The sequence below is a fragment of the Novosphingobium sp. HNCC26BN242 genome, from assembly GCF_057180525.1.
Genome location: NZ_JBXUGM010000002.1, coordinates 329,448 through 346,162, shown reverse-complemented (window position 1 = coordinate 346,162; position 16,715 = coordinate 329,448). Strand labels below are relative to the sequence as shown.

General features: G+C 62.6%; 18 protein-coding genes. 4 read left to right on the top strand and 14 right to left on the bottom strand.

The window, feature by feature from the left end:
• The first annotated feature begins 49 nt into the window (after positions 1–49).
• The 3 genes from AC2A1F_RS09265 (at position 50) to AC2A1F_RS09255 (ending at position 3,125) form a co-directional block, all read left to right on the top strand.
• The gene (locus tag AC2A1F_RS09265; RefSeq protein WP_484208475.1) at positions 50–1,387 is read left to right on the top strand and encodes a cytochrome P450; all 1,338 of its coding nucleotides are present in this window, start codon (positions 50–52) and stop codon (positions 1,385–1,387) included.
• A gap of 157 nt (positions 1,388–1,544) precedes the next feature.
• A complete protein-coding gene (gene msrB / locus AC2A1F_RS09260; RefSeq protein ID WP_484208474.1) occupies positions 1,545–2,039 on the top strand; it encodes a peptide-methionine (R)-S-oxide reductase MsrB in 495 nt (164 codons plus the stop codon).
• 75 nt (positions 2,040–2,114) lie between these two features.
• Positions 2,115–3,125, top strand: a complete 1,011-nt coding sequence (locus tag AC2A1F_RS09255) for an esterase-like activity of phytase family protein (RefSeq protein ID WP_484208473.1) — start codon at positions 2,115–2,117, stop codon at positions 3,123–3,125.
• 73 nt (positions 3,126–3,198) lie between these two features.
• Here AC2A1F_RS09255 and rpmB read toward each other — a convergent pair whose 3' ends face one another.
• Entirely contained in the window at positions 3,199–3,483 is a 285-nt protein-coding gene (gene rpmB, locus AC2A1F_RS09250) for a 50S ribosomal protein L28 (RefSeq protein ID WP_292629497.1), read from the bottom strand.
• A gap of 120 nt (positions 3,484–3,603) precedes the next feature.
• Here rpmB and AC2A1F_RS09245 point away from each other — a divergent pair, with 120 nt between their 5' ends.
• Complete coding sequence (locus AC2A1F_RS09245; RefSeq protein ID WP_484209014.1) at positions 3,604–4,059, top strand: nucleoside deaminase; 456 nt, start codon at positions 3,604–3,606, stop codon at positions 4,057–4,059.
• 256 nt (positions 4,060–4,315) lie between these two features.
• Here the strand turns inward: AC2A1F_RS09245 and AC2A1F_RS09240 are convergent, their stop codons facing one another.
• The 13 genes from AC2A1F_RS09240 to AC2A1F_RS09180 form a co-directional block, all read right to left on the bottom strand.
• Positions 4,316–5,014, bottom strand: coding sequence for a ribonuclease T2 (locus AC2A1F_RS09240; RefSeq protein WP_484208472.1), 699 nt, complete (start codon positions 5,012–5,014; stop codon positions 4,316–4,318).
• A 5-nt stretch (positions 5,015–5,019) separates the two neighbouring features.
• A complete protein-coding gene (locus AC2A1F_RS09235) occupies positions 5,020–5,421 on the bottom strand; it encodes a hypothetical protein (protein WP_484208471.1) in 402 nt (133 codons plus the stop codon).
• Between the two features lie 12 nt (positions 5,422–5,433).
• Positions 5,434–6,300 (bottom strand): carboxylating nicotinate-nucleotide diphosphorylase, encoded by an 867-nt coding sequence (gene nadC / locus AC2A1F_RS09230; RefSeq protein ID WP_484208470.1) that lies wholly within the window; start codon positions 6,298–6,300, stop codon positions 5,434–5,436.
• A gap of 287 nt (positions 6,301–6,587) precedes the next feature.
• On the bottom strand, positions 6,588–7,385 hold the full coding sequence (locus tag AC2A1F_RS09225; protein ID WP_292629493.1) for a LytR/AlgR family response regulator transcription factor: 798 nt from the start codon (positions 7,383–7,385) through the stop codon (positions 6,588–6,590).
• Positions 7,386–7,520: 135 nt separating this feature from the next.
• Complete coding sequence (locus AC2A1F_RS09220; protein WP_484208469.1) at positions 7,521–8,666, bottom strand: sensor histidine kinase; 1,146 nt, start codon at positions 8,664–8,666, stop codon at positions 7,521–7,523.
• 43 nt (positions 8,667–8,709) lie between these two features.
• On the bottom strand, positions 8,710–9,474 hold the full coding sequence (locus AC2A1F_RS09215; protein WP_484208468.1) for a DsbA family protein: 765 nt from the start codon (positions 9,472–9,474) through the stop codon (positions 8,710–8,712).
• A 9-nt stretch (positions 9,475–9,483) separates the two neighbouring features.
• Complete coding sequence (locus AC2A1F_RS09210; protein WP_484208467.1) at positions 9,484–10,848, bottom strand: M48 family metalloprotease; 1,365 nt, start codon at positions 10,846–10,848, stop codon at positions 9,484–9,486.
• A gap of 9 nt (positions 10,849–10,857) precedes the next feature.
• Positions 10,858–11,814 (bottom strand): alpha/beta hydrolase, encoded by a 957-nt coding sequence (locus AC2A1F_RS09205; protein ID WP_484208466.1) that lies wholly within the window; start codon positions 11,812–11,814, stop codon positions 10,858–10,860.
• 41 nt (positions 11,815–11,855) lie between these two features.
• On the bottom strand, positions 11,856–13,250 hold the full coding sequence (locus AC2A1F_RS09200; protein ID WP_484208465.1) for a PAS domain-containing protein: 1,395 nt from the start codon (positions 13,248–13,250) through the stop codon (positions 11,856–11,858).
• Between the two features lie 91 nt (positions 13,251–13,341).
• A complete protein-coding gene (locus AC2A1F_RS09195; RefSeq protein ID WP_484209013.1) occupies positions 13,342–14,211 on the bottom strand; it encodes an HpcH/HpaI aldolase/citrate lyase family protein in 870 nt (289 codons plus the stop codon).
• A 21-nt stretch (positions 14,212–14,232) separates the two neighbouring features.
• Positions 14,233–15,501 carry an MFS transporter gene (locus tag AC2A1F_RS09190; RefSeq protein ID WP_484208464.1) on the bottom strand — a complete coding sequence of 423 codons (1,269 nt, stop codon included), beginning with the start codon at positions 15,499–15,501 and terminating at the stop codon, positions 14,233–14,235.
• Complete coding sequence (locus AC2A1F_RS09185) at positions 15,501–15,938, bottom strand: DUF2141 domain-containing protein (protein WP_484208463.1); 438 nt, start codon at positions 15,936–15,938, stop codon at positions 15,501–15,503. Before AC2A1F_RS09185 ends, AC2A1F_RS09190 begins: the two co-directional genes overlap by 1 nt.
• Positions 15,935–16,645 (bottom strand): sterol desaturase family protein, encoded by a 711-nt coding sequence (locus AC2A1F_RS09180; RefSeq protein WP_484208462.1) that lies wholly within the window; start codon positions 16,643–16,645, stop codon positions 15,935–15,937. Before AC2A1F_RS09180 ends, AC2A1F_RS09185 begins: the two co-directional genes overlap by 4 nt.
• Positions 16,646–16,715 lie beyond the last annotated feature (70 nt).

Genomic DNA, 16,715 nt, shown 5'->3' with positions numbered 1-16,715 from the left:
TTGTGACGAGGACCGCGCGCGAAGGTGCGGCCCGTGAGAGAGGATGACCATGGCCACGCAGCTTTCCCCCGAAGCGCCGCAGTTTGCCTATCGCAGTTCGCCCACCGCGATTGAGGCTTTTTCCGCATGGTTGCGTGACAATCCGCAAGCCTTTCCGCCGCATACGCACCCGTGGGATGTGAGCCGTTCGGACATCTATGTCGAGGATCGTTGGCAGCCGATCTTCGCCCAGATGCGCGCAGATGCGCCGGTGAACTTCGTGCCCGAATCACCCTATGGTGCGTACTGGAACGTGGTGAACCACAAGGCGGTGAGCCATGTGGAGGCGCTGCCCGAGCTGTTCTCGTCATCGTGGAAATACGGCGGGATCACCATCGGCGATCCGCCCGCTGACACCGATCCTGCGCTGCTGGCCGAACGCCAATTGCCGATGTTCATCGCGATGGACCGGCCCGAACATACTGGCCAGCGCCGCACGGTTGCCCCGGCCTTCACGCCGGGCAAGATGGCCGAAATGGAAGCCGAAATCCGCAAGCGGACTGGTGAAGTGCTTGATTCGCTGCCGTGGGGCGAAAAGTTCGACTGGGTGGACAAGGTTTCGATCGAGTTGACCACCGGCATGCTGGCGCTGCTGTTCGGCTTTCCGTGGCAGGACCGGCGGCTCCTGACCTTCTGGTCAGACTGGGCGGGGGATGTGGAGCTGATCCTGGCGCGTGAGCTTTCGGACATGCGCTTCAGCTTTCTGGGCGAAATGGCGCACTATTTCCAGCGGCTGTGGGGCGAGCGGATGCGGTCTGAGCCAACCGGCGACCTGATCTCGATGATGATCCATTCCGAGGCCATGAACCACATGAGCCCGCAGGAATTCATGGGCAATCTGGTGCTGCTGATCGTGGGCGGCAACGATACCACGCGCAACACCATGTCGGGCATCGTCCACGCGCTTGACCAGTTCCCGGATCAGCGTGATCTGCTCGAGCGTGATCCTTCGCTGATCCCCAATGCGGTGCAGGAATGCCTGCGTTTCGTCACGCCGCTGGCGCACATGCGCCGCACGGCCACGGCGGATGCGGACCTGTTCGGGCAGGAGATCAAGGCGGGCGACAAGCTGGTGCTCTGGTATCTTTCGGCCAACCGTGACGAGACCGTGTTCGAGAACCCGGACAAGCTGATCGTGGATCGGCCCAATGCGCGGCGGCACTTGTCGTTCGGCTATGGCGTACACCGCTGCGTGGGGGCGCGGCTGGCTGAACTGCAATTGCGCATCTTGCTGGAGGAAATGCACGAGCGGCGGATGCGGGTGCGTGTGGCAGGTGAGGTGGAGCGGGTGCGCGCCAACTTCGTGCATGGGTTCCGCAAGCTGGAAGTCATACTCGAAAAGCGGTAAGATTCGGGAGTCATCTGGCAGACAGGTTGGTATGCTATGACCTGCGTCACCATTGCCGGGGTAGGACGGGCCTAGAATGGGCCGTGTCCTGCTGGTGGGCCACCGCCCCCCCGAGGTTTCGCCTCCCGGCCTGTCAGCAGGACACCTGAGGTTTATGATGAACCGCTTCGCCTCCGATCGCCGCCGCTTCATCGCCTTGCTAGGCGCGGGCGCGGTCATGCCGCTGGCTTCGGCCTGCAGCGCCAAGCCTGCGGCCAAGGGCACCTTCCCGATCATGAAGAGCGAGGCCGAGTGGCGGCGGTTGCTGGGGGCCGAACGGTTCCACATCCTGCGCGAGGAGGGGACCGAGCGGCCCTTTACCTCTCCGTTGAACAAGGAAAAGCGCAAGGGCGTGTTCGTGTGCGCGGCCGATGGCACGCCGTTGTTTGCGTCCTCCACCAAATATGAAAGCGGCACCGGCTGGCCCAGTTTCTGGAAGCCGCTGCCCAAGGTTGTGGGCAGCACGATTGACCGGTCGCTGGGCATGACGCGCACCGAAGTGCATTGTAACCAGTGCGGCGGGCATCTGGGCCATGTGTTTGATGATGGCCCTGCGCCTACGGGCCTGCGCTATTGCATCAATGGGCTGTCGCTGAAGTTCCAACCCGCCTGAGGTTGCGCGCGCGCCTTTTTGTTGCAGCGCGTCGTTGGTGGTTGACCGGGCAGGCCAATCTGCCAACGCAAACGCGTGCGCAGATGGCTCGGCCTTGTTTTCCTGCTTTTTCCATTGCTCTGGCTCGGCTGGTCCGCGCCAAGGTTTGATCCGCGCCATTATGATAACCGGATGCGCATCGAAGATGTGACAGCCCGCATCGGCGCGTCGGAACGCCAAGCTTTGGGGCCATTCGCACCGGTGGCGATGTGGCGCCTGAAGGGGGCTGACCGGCGGTTTGGAGGCTATTCCGCGCTGGTGCTGCGCCGGGACGGGACGGGCCTGCGCGCGATCAGTGACCGCAACCGGACGCTGCAGATCAATCTGCCGGTCAGGACCGGCTGGCAAGAGACGGCGATCCCGCGCCTGATCGTGCGCAGCATCGGCCGGGGGTACTATCTGGGTTACGATCCCGAATCGGCCGTGCGTGACAAGGACGGTGCGGTGTGGTTGGGGCTGGAAGATGCCTTCCACGTGGTCCGCGCCGACATGCGCACTGGGCAGGCGCGCTTTTTCCCCGTGCCCGAACTGCGCGATTGGCCGCGCAATGGTGGGGCCGAGGCGATGGCGCGGCTGACCGACGGGCGCTGGATCATGCTGTGCGAAGCGTGCGGCGGGGGCAAGGGCGGCCTGCACCTTGGTCTGATCTTTCGCGGCCATCCCGGCCAGACGAAGGCGCAAAAGTTTGGGCTGATCATGCCACCGGGCTTCGATCCGGTGGATGCAGCAACCCTGCCCGATGGGCGCGTCCTGATCCTGGCGCGACGGCTGGTCCTGTTCCCGCCTCACTTCGAAGCGCGGATCGTGCTGGCTGATTTCGCGGCGCTCGATCCCAAGCGGCCTTTGCCCACGCAAGAGGTGGCGCGCCTTGACGGCTCGCCCATCCGCGAAAACTGGGAGGGCATGGCCTTGATGCCTGGTGCCAATCCGCGCGATCTGGCGCTGTGGCTGATATCCGATGCCAATGATTCGGCGTTTCAGGAAACGTTGCTGCTGCAGTTGCGGTTTGATCTGCAAAGCCTGCCACATTCAGGCGGGCCGCGCTGAAACAGCGCATAGCAAAAGCCCCCATTCCGCGCGGGAAAGGGGGCCTTGGCTATCTCCCTTGCGGGAAAGCTGATTAGGCGGCGTTCGCCTTCACCAGATCGCGCTTTACCTTGAGGGCGCGCGACGAAAGCTTGGTGTCGGCCTGCTTGAGCAGCCAGTTATCAAGGCCACCGTTGTGTTCCACCGAACGCAGACCATGCGTCGAAACGCGGAACTTGAAGCTGCGGTCCAGCTTCTCGCTCATCAGCGTGACGTTCTGCAGGTTGGGCAGGAACAGACGCTTGGTCTTGTTGTTGGCGTGGCTTACGTTGTGACCGACTTGGCGGCCCTTACCGGTCAGTTCGCAGATACGCGACATGGCTAAAACTCGCTTGTGTTCGATAAACTCTATCAGGAAGGCGCGGCTCTTATCGATTCACCGGGCGAAGTCAAGGATTCGGCGTTTGAAAGCGACAATGCGGCAGGTATGGCTTTTGGCATGACACGCTGGCCCCTGCCCGAACCGATGCGCATGGCGCTGGAACAAGCCGCCCGCGCAGGCGATGCAGGCGAAGTGCCGATTGGCGCGGTGGTGGTCAAGGACGGTGTGGTGATTGCTGCGGCGCATAACCAGCCGCGCGCGCTGTGCGATCCCACTGCCCATGCCGAAGTGCTGGCGATTCGCGCTGCGGCGGCGGTTTTGGGGCAGGAGCGGCTTGAGGGGTGCGACTTGTGGGTCAGCCTTGAGCCGTGCGCGATGTGTGCAGGCGCCATCGTGCATGCGCGGATTGCGCGGGTCTATTACGCAGCGGGTGATGCCAAGGGCGGGGCTGTGGAGCACGGCGCGCGGGTGTTTGATCAGCCGACCTGTCTGCATCGGCCCGAGGTCTATTCGGGCATGGGCGAGTCTGAGGCGGCGGACCTGCTGCGGGGGTTTTTTCGCGAGCGGCGGTAAGGCCACGCTTTCCGCTTCAAACCCGTTCGCCCTGAGCTTTTCGAAGGGTGCCGCCGTTGCGTGAGCATGCTTCGACAAGCTCAGCATGAGCGGGTTTTGGGGGGCGACATTCCTCCTCTTTCTTTCGTCGCCCCGGGCTTGACCCGGGGTCCCGCTTTGTTGCGGTTTCAGCTTTGGTCAAGAAGGCAGCGGGATCCCGGGTCAAGCCCGGGATGACGAGACGGGGGGACCTGATTTGGGAGAATAGGGACTTGGCCTAAAACGACCGCCAGATCTTGACCGGCACCGTGTTGGGCGGGCCGCTGCCGGTGGGGCAGCGCATGGGTTTGAAGGTGCGCGAATAGCAGACGTGGACTTCGCGCAGCCAGCCGTCGCGGCCCAGCAGCAGGCGGAACATGTCTGGTTTCAGGCGCGGGTTGGCCAGTGCCATGGCCTGGCGGACTTTGCCCGCGTCCAGCCCTTCGGTGCGGGAAAGGCGCGCCATGTCGGGGAATTGCAGCGTCTGGAACAGCGTGCGGCCTTTGTCGAAATAGGCGGCAGGATCAGCGCTCATGCAAGTGCCGTGCTTGGCCCATTCGTGCAGCATCAGATCAGCCGACGGCGTGGTGCAGAAATTGCGGCGCAGCACTTGTGCATCGGGCAGGCGGCGCGAGGGACAATATTGCGGGTATTTGCCGCCCTTCCCGTCTGGCCAGAGGCCGTGGAGGATGAAGCCAAAGCGGCCCTGCTTGCCCGAACATTGCGTGGCATGGCGCGGATCGGCCTTGCGCGTGCGGCAGAATTCAGGGGACCAGCTGGCGGCAAGCGTATAGCTTGTGATCGGCGTGACGCGTGGCGGAGCGTCTGGTTCGGGCAGCGGCGGCACGCTAAGCTGCGGCGGGGCTTCGCATTGCCAGCCTTGCGCCAAAGCCGGAGACGCGAGCGCGAGGAGAAGGATGCTCAGAACACTGCGCATCGCAATCAGCCCTCCTTGCGCGCGGCTAGCCATGCGCTGGATGCGGGCAGCCACATCAGCACGCCAGCGGCCAGCATCAGCAGAATCGCGATAGCCGAGACGATAGCAAAGGGCATGCCGATCATCGTGGCAGCCACCGGGATCCCGGCAAGGCCCACCACATCAAGTGCGATGACGACCGAGAGGAACCAGCGGGCCATGGCAAAGCCGCCGCGCGCAATCACCAAGGCCAGGCCGATGGCGATTAGCGCATTGGCAAAGGGGCCGATCATGATCTGCAAGGGTGGCGCATCAAGCGCTGCAGCCATGGCACCAAGGTGGGCGGCGACATTGGCGATGCGGATAAGCTGGCTGAGGATTACGCCTTGTTCGAACAGGCGGATCGTGGTGGGGCGGGGATTGGTCATCAAGCCGTTCTTTCAGTCCAGCGGCGTGAAGTCGAGACCGATGTCGGCGGCTGGCGCGCTTTGCGTGAGGCGGCCGACCGATACGTAGTCCACGCCGGAGGCGGCGATGGCACCGATCGTATCGAGCCGCACTCCGCCCGAAGCTTCGCATGGCACGCGGCCTGCGACCAGCGCGACGGCCTGACGCAATAGATCAGGCCCCATGTTGTCGAGCAGCAGGCGTGTGGCTCCGGCTGCCAGCGCGGGTTCGATCTGGTCGATGTGGTCGACTTCGCAGATCACGTCCTTCACGCCAGCGGCCAGCGCGCGGTGCACGGCTTCGGCTACGCCACCTGCGACAAGGACGTGGTTGTCCTTGATCATGGCCGCATCCCACAGGCCCATGCGGTGATTGCTCCCGCCGCCGGTGCGCACGGCGTATTTTTCGAGGTGGCGCAGGCCGGGGATAGTCTTGCGGGTATCGAGTAGGCGGGCTTTCACATTGCCCATCGCATCGACATACTGCCGGGTCAGCGTGGCGACGCCCGAGAGGTGTTGCACAGTGTTGAGCGCGCTGCGCTCTGCCGTCAGCATCGCGCGGGCATTGCCTTCAAGGCGCATGAGCGGGGTGCCGGGGGTGACCCTTGCGCCTTCCTCGGCGAGAATTTCGATCTTTATTTCGGGATCAAGCGCGCGGAAGAACGCCGCGGCAATCGGCAACCCGCAAACGGTGATCGCATCGCGGCTGTCCATGACGCCGGTAAAACGCGCGTCTGCCGGGATCACGCTTTCCGAGGTTACGTCATGCCCGCCGCCGGGCAGACCTTCGCCCAGATCCTCGGCCAGCGTCGAGGCGACGAAGCCGGGCAAATCGAAGCCGGGGATGGAGAACTCGGACATCAAACCACTCCGCTCGTCCTGAGCCTGTCGAAGGACGCATATTTGCCGCTAACGGCTCTGGTATGCTTCGACAAGCTCAGCATGAGCGGGGTTGTGCAAAGAGTAGGGGTGTTAGGGTAGGGGGTGACACGAGGGGTATTGTGCCGAAGGCCTTCAGAAGAATGGTTCGCGCAGAGACGCGGAGAAGAAAAAGAGACGCAGAGGATGTTGCGCTGCATGCTCCGCGTCTTTCTTTTTTCTCCGCGTCTCTGCGTGAAACCCTTTAAACGGCTGCGCCGAAAGCAGGATCAGTGAACGAAGCGGGCCACCACATCGCGGTAGGAGCGCGAGACTTTTACTTCTGCGCCCGATTCCAGCACCAGGAAGCATTCGCCGTTGGTGTGGGGCTTTACCTGACGGACCTGATCGAGATTGACGATCTTGGAGCGGTGAACGCGCTGAAACACGCGGGGATCAAGGCGGCGTTCGAGGTCTTTCATTGTTTCGCGCAGGATCAGCGAATTGTCGCCGGTGTAGATGCACATGTAATCGCCTGCGGCCTCGATCCGTTCGATCGTGTCGACATCGACGCGGAAAATTTTGCCGCGATCCTTGATATTGATCAGCTTTTCAAAGCGGCCTGCGGCGTGTTCCTCCTCGTCGTCCATTTCTGGCATCGCGCCGGGGGCGACTTCGGCCAGCACGCTTTTCAGCTTGTCGGCCTCTTCGCGTCCGCGCTTTTCGGAAAGGCGGGTGCGCGCGCGGTCAAGCGCGTCGGCAAGGCGGTCTTCGTCCACTGGCTTGAGCAGATAGTCGACCGCGTTCGCCTCGAACGCCTTGATCGCGTGTTCGGAATAGGCGGTGACGAAAACGAATAGCGGCGGATCGATCTCCATCACGCCTTTGACCACCGAAAAGCCATCGAAGCCGGGCATCTGGATATCGCAGAACACCAGATCGGGCTTTTCGGTCTTGATCTTGCGGATCGCTTCGCGCCCGTTCGAGCACGTGTCGATCACTTCGACATCGGGGAAGGCCTGAAGGCGCAGCTGGAGGCCCTGAATAGCCAGTTTCTCATCATCGACGAGGATGGTGCGGATGGTCATGCGAATCCTTTGTTCATCACGTTGTGCCCCCGTGATTTACCCCCCGTTGGAGCTTTACTGAGGGAAGGACGGTGCAACCGGGATTCGGTTCCCGAAATCCGGTTACCGAAATTGGGTTCCAAGGCGCGCGGCCCTTCATGCCGGCACCCCGACTGGCCGCCGTGCCGGTGCGATGGTGGGCGCATCGGCCTTGGCTTCGAATGGCAATTCCAGCACCACCTGAAAGCCGCCCTCCGTGCGGTTGGAAATGTCAAAGCGCTGGTTTTCGCCATAGGCCTGCACCAGACGATCCCGGATATTGGCCAAGCCTATGCCAGTGCTGTCGCTGCTTGCGCCGAAGACGGTTGAGGGATCGGTGCCCGCTGGCAAGCCCGGCCCGCTGTCTGATACGATGACTCGCAGCATTGGGCCGACGAGTTGTGCCTCGACCGTGATTTCCGCGCCATATTCCAGCGGGCTGACCGCATACTTGATCGCATTTTCAACCAAGGGTTGCAGCAGCAGCGAAGGCATCAACCCGTTGCGGACGGCATCATCGATGCGGAATTCGGTGCGCAGCCGCTCTTCGAAGCGCATGCGTTCGATATCGAGGTAGAGCTTCAGCGTCTCGATCTCTTGCGCCACGGTGACGCGCGCGGTCGGCTCGTTCACCAGCGTATAGCGCAGGAACGAGGAGAGGCGCGAGAGCATGGCGTTGGCAGGCTCGGTCTGCTTGAGCAGGACCAGCGTGGAGATGGAATTGAGCGTGTTGAACAGGAAATGCGGGTTGAGCTGGTAGCGCAGCATGGCCAGCTGGGCCGATGTGGCCTGCGCCTCAAGCCGCATCAGCTGATCGTTCTGCTCTTCGACCTGCAGGAAGAAATTGATCGCGTAGTAAAGCCCGGTCCACGATATCAGCAGCGTGAGATCAAGGTAGAACACGCCGAGGAAGAGCTGCGCAAAGCTGGCATCATCGCCCTGACGGTAGAGGCTGATCACCCACGAATCGATGAAGGCATAGAGGCCTACGGCAGTTGAGAGCGCGAGCGAGGTGATGCCCCAGGTAACCAGCGGCCGCCGGTTGATCAGTGCGCGGTAGATGACCGACAGAATTAGCGAGATCGAAAAGCCGGTGATCGTGGCGATGACCACGATGACGAGGAACGACCACGGCTGGCCATTGGCAACCGACGACATCGCACGCAGCAGCATCGCGCCGCCCCAGCCAAGGAACTGCAGGCGCCAGAAAGCGCGGTTCTTGTTGCCGAAGAACGGCGTGGGTCTGAACGGCAAGGCTGCCATGATAGGGGTTGTAACCTGTTGGGGCGGGCTAGGCTAGTGCAGCTCAGCCTTTACGCGCCGCGTCGATGGCCGATTGCAGTTCTTCGGGTGGAACCGCGCCGCTGATGATGCGCCCGCCGATGATCCATCCAGGCGTGCCGTTGATGCCAAGCTGGCGGGCAAGTTCGAGATTGCGCTTGAGTTCGTCTTCCACATCGGGGCGAGCGGCGAAAGTTGTGGCGGAGGCCAGATCCAATCCGGCGGCGCTGGCCGCTGCGGCAATGCTGGTATCGGACGGGCGCGCGCCTGAAAACATGGCTTTGTGATAGGCGGGATATTTGCCCTGTGCGGCGGCGGCGAGCGCCATGCGGGCGGCGGCTGCGCTTTCGGGCGCAATGATCGGCAGTTCGCGCACCACCACGCGCAGATCAGGGTTCTGGGCCACCAGTGTTTCGAGCGCTTTCACGCTTTGGCGGCAATACCCGCAGGCAAAATCGGTGAATTCAACCAGCGTGACCTTGCCCGTGGGGTTGCCCAGCACCGCGCCGGGGAAGGGCGTTTCCAGCGCGCCGCGCATCGGGCCGATGCGGGCCTGCGCCTCGCGCGCCTGAAGCCGATCCATCGCTTCGGGCAGGACTTCGGGGTTTTCCAGAATGTAGTTGCGCACCACGTCTTCAATCGCGGCGCGATCGGCGCCGCTGATCCCGGCGGTGGCGCGCTGATTGGCGTACCACCATCCGCCGCCAGCGCCTGCGAGGGCAAACAGGGCGGCGGTTGCGGCGAACAGGCCGAGGCGGCGGGGCGGGGTTTCGGTCATCGGCTCAGTCATCGGGTGGGCCTAGCGCGATTTGCGCTGGCGTTCCATCATCGCGCGGGCTGACATCGCGATATCCTGTGCGCGTAGCCAATCGGGCGTGCCTTTGGGCAAGGCGGCCTCAGCCGCCTCAGCGCTGCGCACGGCATTGCCCAGTTGCATGTTCATCAGCTGCTGTTCGGCGCTGGCAAGACGCGCGCGGGGAATATCGCCCTTTGCTTCATAGATCACGCCAAGCTGATACCAGGTGAACGGATTGTCCCGATCACGCACCACCGAGGCGCGAAGCACCTTTTCGGCTTCGGCAAAGTTGTCCTTGTCTTCGGTGGCGATCAGCGCGTGGCCGAAAGTGGTGGCGATCAGCGGGGAGTTGCCGGTCAGCCTAGTGGCTTGCCGCAAGGGGCCAAGCGCTTCGGCAGGTCGGCCGGATTCGAGCAGGATCTGGCCTTCGAGTTCAAGGAAATAGGGATTTTGAGGATCGCTGGCGATCAGGAATTTGGTTTCGGCCAGCGCCTTGTCGACCAGCGCGTCCTTGTGGAAAGCATAGGCGCGGGCATAGCGGGCGGGAACATCAGTCAAATATTCAGGATAGGCGCGCAAGGTCTCCTGCGGATCGGCGAGGTATCCGTAGAGCTTGGCCTTTACCCGCAGAAACCGCGCTTCGAGCGAGGCGGGAGGCGGGGTGTTCCACGCCGGGTCCTGCGAATAGGTGTCCAGCAGCGTGGACAAACGGTCCGACGTCATCGGGTGGGTGCGATAGAATTCGGCATCGGGATTGCTGCGCGCGCTGTAGCCATAGCGAAATTCAAGGTTCTGCAGTTTCTTGAAGAATTCAATCGAGCCGCGCCCGGAGATTCCGGCCTTGGCCAGAAAGTCCGCGCCAGCAGCATCAGCCGAGGATTCCTGCGCGCGGCTGAAGGCCAGGAATTTGCCCATGGCGGCTTGCTGCCCGGCCATGAACACGCCCATGGCCGCATCGGCAGACCCGGCAGCAGCGGCAAGGCCCCCCAGCAGCAGCGACAGCACGGTGATGCCGGTGGCAGGTTTGAGCCCTTCATTGAAACGGACGATGTGACCGCCGGTGATATGGCCCAGCTCGTGCGCGATCACGCCCTGCAGTTCGTTGACGCTGTCTGCCGCGCCGATCAGCCCCGAATGAATGTAGATCGCCTGCCCGCCCGCGACAAAGGCGTTGATCGAACCGTCATTCAGCAGGACCAGATCGATGGCGTCAGGATTGAACCCCGCCGCCTTGAAGATTGGGGCGGACGCCTCGCGGAACATCGCTTCGGATTCGGCATCACGCAGCACCGATTGCGCCGCTACCGGTTGCACGCACAGCGACGCGGCGGCGATCAGAGCAACAATGCGGGCAAGAATCCGGGTCACGATGCGGGACTATCCCTGTGTCGCCTTAACCGCAACTGAAGGCGCGGTGACCTGATTCAAAAACGGCAGTACTGCATCGATGGCACGGCGATCCCGCGCGAAGGGCTGGGCGAACATCATGATGATCTTTTCGTGGGTGACGCCATCGAGCAGGACCGGCTGGTTGGGTACGCCTGCCTGCGCGAGCAATTGCGCCAGCCGCTTTGAATTGCGCGGGCGCACCCGCGTATCGGCATCGCCGGTGACCAGCAGCAGCGGCGGGGCCTCACGGCGAACAAAGTTGATTGGCTGGGTCTTTGCCAGATCGGGCGCATTGCCGAAGGAATGGATCGTGGCGTCGCTATCGAGCGGCAGGAAATCGAACGGGCCGGCCAGCGCCACGGTACCACGGATGACTGCGTCATCAAGGCCCACCGCCCGCAGCCATTGCGGATCGAGCGTGATCATGGCGACGTTATAGGCTCCGGCGGAATGGCCCATCAGCGCAATACGCGCAGGATCACCGCCCAACTGCGTTGCATGATCATGCACCCAGCGCACGGCAGCGGCGCCATCTTCCAGCATCGCGGGGAATTGTGCCTTGGGATAGAGACGATAGCCTGCCAGCACCACGGCATAGCCCTGCGCGCAGAAGGTGCGGGCGATGAAGCGGTAATCGTGCGGATCACCGCCGGCCCAACTGCCGCCGTGGACAAAGATCAGCACCGGCAAGTTGCCCTTGGCCCCTTGCGGCACGAACATTTCCAGCTTCTGGGCAGGGTCCTTGCCATAGCGCAGATCGGCCACCTGCCGGATTGCGCCATCGCCGCCGTTCAGCAGCTTGTCTGCGCCATCGAGCACGGCCACGGCATTGTTTTCCAGCGCACGGCGGAACGCATAGACGCCAATGCCGCCCAGCAGGACGAGGCCCAAGACCGTCCAGCCGATCCATCCCATGCGCCGTTTGCCTTTTGCCATGCCTGTCATCGGGCAGGGGCTAGCAGGGCGGCGGGCGGGGTGGAAGAGGCCTAACCGATCAGGTGGCGGGCGGCCTTTTCAAACAGCGTTGCATCACCGGCCACTTCGCCCAGCGCCACGATTTCTCCGCTTTCAAGGCGGCGCACCATGACCAGCGCAAACTCTTCGCCTGCGGGCATGGCAATCTCGGCAACCTTGCGCAAGGGCAGCGCGCGCAGCGATTCGGCCAGAGCTTCGGGGCCGCGCTTGGCCAGTGCCTTGCCAGCCTCTTCGCGGCGCAGGCGGCGTTCGGTGTTGATAACGCCTTTCAGCCCGCCCGGCGCATCGGACAGATAGGCTGCCAGTTCACCCTGCCCAAGGCCGATACGCTGCGCATGAGTGAGCGCGGCGGCATATTCGGTCAGACGCGTCTTGTCGTAATCCGCGCCGAACACGAGTTTGACCACCGGCGTCATCGGTGCGCGGTCCTGCATGGTCAGGCCTGCATCTTCAAGCAGTTCGGCAAAGTCCCCAGGCTCTGCCTGCGCCGCAAGGGCAAAGTCCCACGCCCGGCCAATGGCGGCATAAAGCGTGGCGCGTGTGCGGTCTTCGCTGGAGTTGGCAGCAAGCGCGAGTTCGCGGGCAGAGGCGAGCCAATCGGCCAGTGCTTCCGGCTCCGGTTCGCAGGTGGCTATAGGCAGTGGAAGAATGTCATCATCCAGCGCAAAAGCGGGTTCGGGCAGTTCGCGGCCATCGAACACGTTGCTTTCCGGCAAGCTGGCATGAAGCGACGCCGGGCCATCGGCCCAGGCGTCCGATGCTTCGATCAGGGGGCGACGAGGTTGCTTGCGGATAGGCGAGGCTTCCAGCGCCTGTCCGATTTCGAGCAGCAATTCATCGGTCGTGGCCTGATCAGCCAGTTCCTTCCAGTTGATCGCGCCCATGATGTAATCGATCACTGCGCCATCGGATGAGAATGGCAACAGAATGCCCCGATAGAGGATAGTGCGGCCATGCTGGTTGACGAATTCGGCCTCAAACCCGATCGGTGCCTGATTGGCGATGATCTGCATGTAATGATCGGTAATGCGTGAGAGCAGCGAGCGCCCGGGAACATGGCTCAACCGTTCGATCGAACATTCGGTGCCGCACTCTTCGGCCAGCTTCGCGCCCAGAAATGCGATGGCTGGATCTTCGATGCCGGAGTCGAAATGCAACAGAACGATGTTTTCGGCAAAATCGGGATAGTCCCCGCCAAGCAGGGAATCCGCCAGTGGGAAGGCATGGTTGCCAAGCAGGCTGGCCCAATAGTTATAGGCCCGCACCTGCATGCGGCGCTCATCCTGGCCGATCTCCTGCGGTGGCGGCTCACTTGCCACGTCGTCTTCAAACCGGTCTTCGTAACCCGAAAGATCGAGTTCGCTTTCGATGCTGCCGTCTCGATCAAATCCGCGCAAAGTATCCATTAAACCCACCCGGTCCCCTAAGTGTCAGGCAGACCTTCTGGCGCAACTTTGTGAAGAAGTGCTTAAGTTGCGCCAACAAGGCTTACGGGTGTTAACGGTTGGCGATGGCTGCCGCTTTGGCCAGCAGACTTTCAGCCTGGGAAAGATGCAAGAGTTCTGCCATCTTTCCATCTACGCGCAGCGCTCCCTTGCCTGCATTGGCCGGGTCGGCAAAAGCGGCAACGATGGCTTGCGCTTGCGCAAGGTCACCGGCCGAAGGGGCGAAAACCCTGTTGCACACATCAAGTTGCGCCGGGTGAATCAGGGTTTTGCCATCAAAGCCCGAATCGCGGGCCTGCTGGCATTCAGCCGTGAGCAGGGCCTGATCTTCTATTGCGTTGCACACACCATCAAGGATCAGCAGACCGTGCGCGCGCGCGGCCAGCACGGCCATGGTCAGCACAGGCACAAATGCACTTCGGCCCGGCAGTTGCGCAATGCCGCTGTCCTTGGCCAGATCGTTGAGGCCTAATACAAAGCCGCGCAGCCGGGTGGTGGCTCCGCAGGCGGCGATCCGTTCGAGCGCGAGGACGGCGCGCGGTGTTTCGATCATCACCCACAGCGCAACTTCGGGCGGGAAACCCGAGCTGTCCATGGCGGCGGAAAGTGCTGCGATATCTGAGGCATCGTCAACCTTGGGGGCGAGCACGGCTTCGACAGGAGCAGCAGCCAATGCCTGAAGATCGTCATGCCCCCATGGCGTTGCCAGCGCATTGATCCGGGCAATCAGGCGGCGGTGGCCAAAGCCGCCCGCCTGCGCCTGCGCCACCAGCGCGATGCGGGCGTCAGCCTTGGCTTCGGGCGCGACCGCATCTTCGAGATCGAGCGCGACGGCGTCGCAATCAAGCGTGCGGGCCTTGGCCATGGCGCGCGCATTGCTGGCTGGCATGTAGAGGACAGAGCGAAGCGGGCGGCAATCGATCAAGGTCTGGTCTCCGGGAAGTTATCGGGCTGGAACACTGTCGATCCGGCCTTCCTCGCGCGTGGGCATGGGGGCGACAAAGTGCATAGCAAGCGATGCTATGAGCCAGATCGCCGCGCCATGCAGCGCGGTTTCAAGGCTGGTCGCATCGGCCAGCGCACCCCAGACCCATGCGCCAAGGGCCATGCCGCCAAACGTCACGGCCTGATAGATGGAAAGGCAACGGCCCAGAATATCCTCGGGGCTGCGCAATTGCATGGCCACGTTCAGGCTGGTCATCGTGCTGGCCCAACCCATGCCGCCAAGGAACGTGGCCACAACGGCCATCGGGATGCTGGTGGCTGAAGCCATCAGCACCAATGCGCTGGCAAAGATCATGGTGGCCGCAGTTACCACTGCTTCGCTGCCAAAGCGCTGCCGCACCCGCGAAATCCTTAATGCCGTCAGGATCGAGCCGATGCCAAAGCCGCCCAGCATCAGGCCATAATCCAGTTCGGTACCGCGCAGCATATCGCGCGCGATGCTGGGCATCAGCGCTTGCAGGCCCGCTGCGCCAAAACCGATCAGGAGGCCGCGCGCCAGCACTTTGAGGATCGGAGGCGATGCGGCACAGAACCGCACTCCGCGCACGATCGCAGCCAGCATCGGCTCGCGCCGGGGCGGTGTGGCCACAGGCCGCCACAGCATCAGCACCACGATCATGCCGATGTAGCTGACCGCGTTCAGCGCAAAAGCCAGACTTGTTGACCACAGCGCGATGAGGATGCCGCCAAGCGCCGGGCCGACGCTGCGGGCAAGGTTGAAGGATATGGCGTTGAGCGAGATCGCTTGCGGCAGATCGGCGCGCCCCACTTGCAGCCGCACCGAGGCTTGCCATGCCGGGCCATTGAGCGCGGTGCCCATGCCCACCATCAGCGTGAGCGCCAGCAGCGACCATGGGCCGACATTCCCGCTGTAGGACAGCGTAGCGAGGACCGCAGAGACGACCAGCATCCCGGTTTGCGCAGCCAGCATCACCCGTCGCCGATCAAAATTGTCGGCAATGGCGCCTGCGAACAGCCCCAGTAGCAGGATTGGTATAGTTGCCGAGGCCTGCACAAGTGCGACCAGCACATGACTGGTGGTCAACTCGGTCATCAGCCAAGCCGCACCGACCGACTGGATCATTGCGCCGATGTTGGAAAACAGGTTTGCCGTCCAGATGGCGCGGAAGGCAGGGTAGCGGAACGGGGCGAGCGCGCTTCCTGGAGCGGTCTGGCCCTGAGCAGTCTGAACCGGCGCTGTTTGCACTACAGGTAGCGGACCTTCATCTTCATGCGCACGGGGGCACCGTTCACGTCAAAGGCTGCCGCTTCAAACTTCGGTGCGGACATCTTGACCGGAGCATCGCGTGAAAAGCCGAAGCCTTCTTTGGGCAGGAACAGTGTCTTGTCCATCTTCTTGTTCGAATTTTCATCGTGCAGCAGGACGATGGCATAACGGCCCGGCATCACATCGCGGATCACCAATGGTCCTGTTTCGCTGGCTTTGAGCGAGACTGAGCGGTGAGCGGGGTCCTTGTCGCATCCTTCAGGAAAAAGCTTGGGATTGGCGCTCATGCACAGCCATACCGTGCCTTTGGCATTGCGCAGGCCGGTGATGTCCACGGTGATCGTGGCCGGTGCAGGGGCAGCGCTGACACATGTCGGGGTCAACAGCACGGATAGCAGAAGTAGAGCGCGCTTCATGGGGCAGAAAGTCCCTTGTCGGTGCCGCAAAGCCGGTCCCAGAAACGGAAATAGAGACCGTAGTTGCAGCGGTAAAGTTCGTGATGACGGCTATGATGGCTGGCTGTTATCACCCAGTTCCCTGCGCGGGCATGAACAAGCCAGTGGGGAAACATCTCCCAGCCCATGTGATTGGTCACGCCCATCACGGTCATCACCAGCAGAACAAGGCCAAGCATCCCGGCATGGATCGGGATCACGAAGACCAGCGCCGGGATCAGCAGCGAGACGATAGCCGCCTCAATCGGGTGAAAATTCATCGCCGCCCACGCGGTTGGCGGGCGGCTGGCGTGATGGATGGCATGGATGCGCTTGAACACCGCCGGACGGTGCATCCAGCGGTGGGTCCAGTAAAACCAGGTATCGTGGATGAACAAGTAGGCGAGCAAGGACACCGGCATCCACCACAGCGGGTAGGCGGCAGGTTCGGTATAAATCTGGGTCCAGCCGCGCTGTTGCCAGCCCCACGCAACCACCCCTGCAGGCACGCCATAGATGGCGGCAGTGGCAAGGCTCCACGTGATTTCGGACCGGATCTGCTTGCCCAGGCCAGCGTAATGGCCGGGCCGCACTTTGTGCGTGGCCCATGCGAACAGGCCGCTGGTGAGCAGATAGCGCACGGCCACGATCACGGTCATGGCAAGGGCAGAGGCATAGACGCTGGTCATCGTGCGCCGCTATGCCAAGGTTTGGCAGCGGGGGACAGCCCTGCCTTAGGGCAGGGCTGGATGTTGTTGG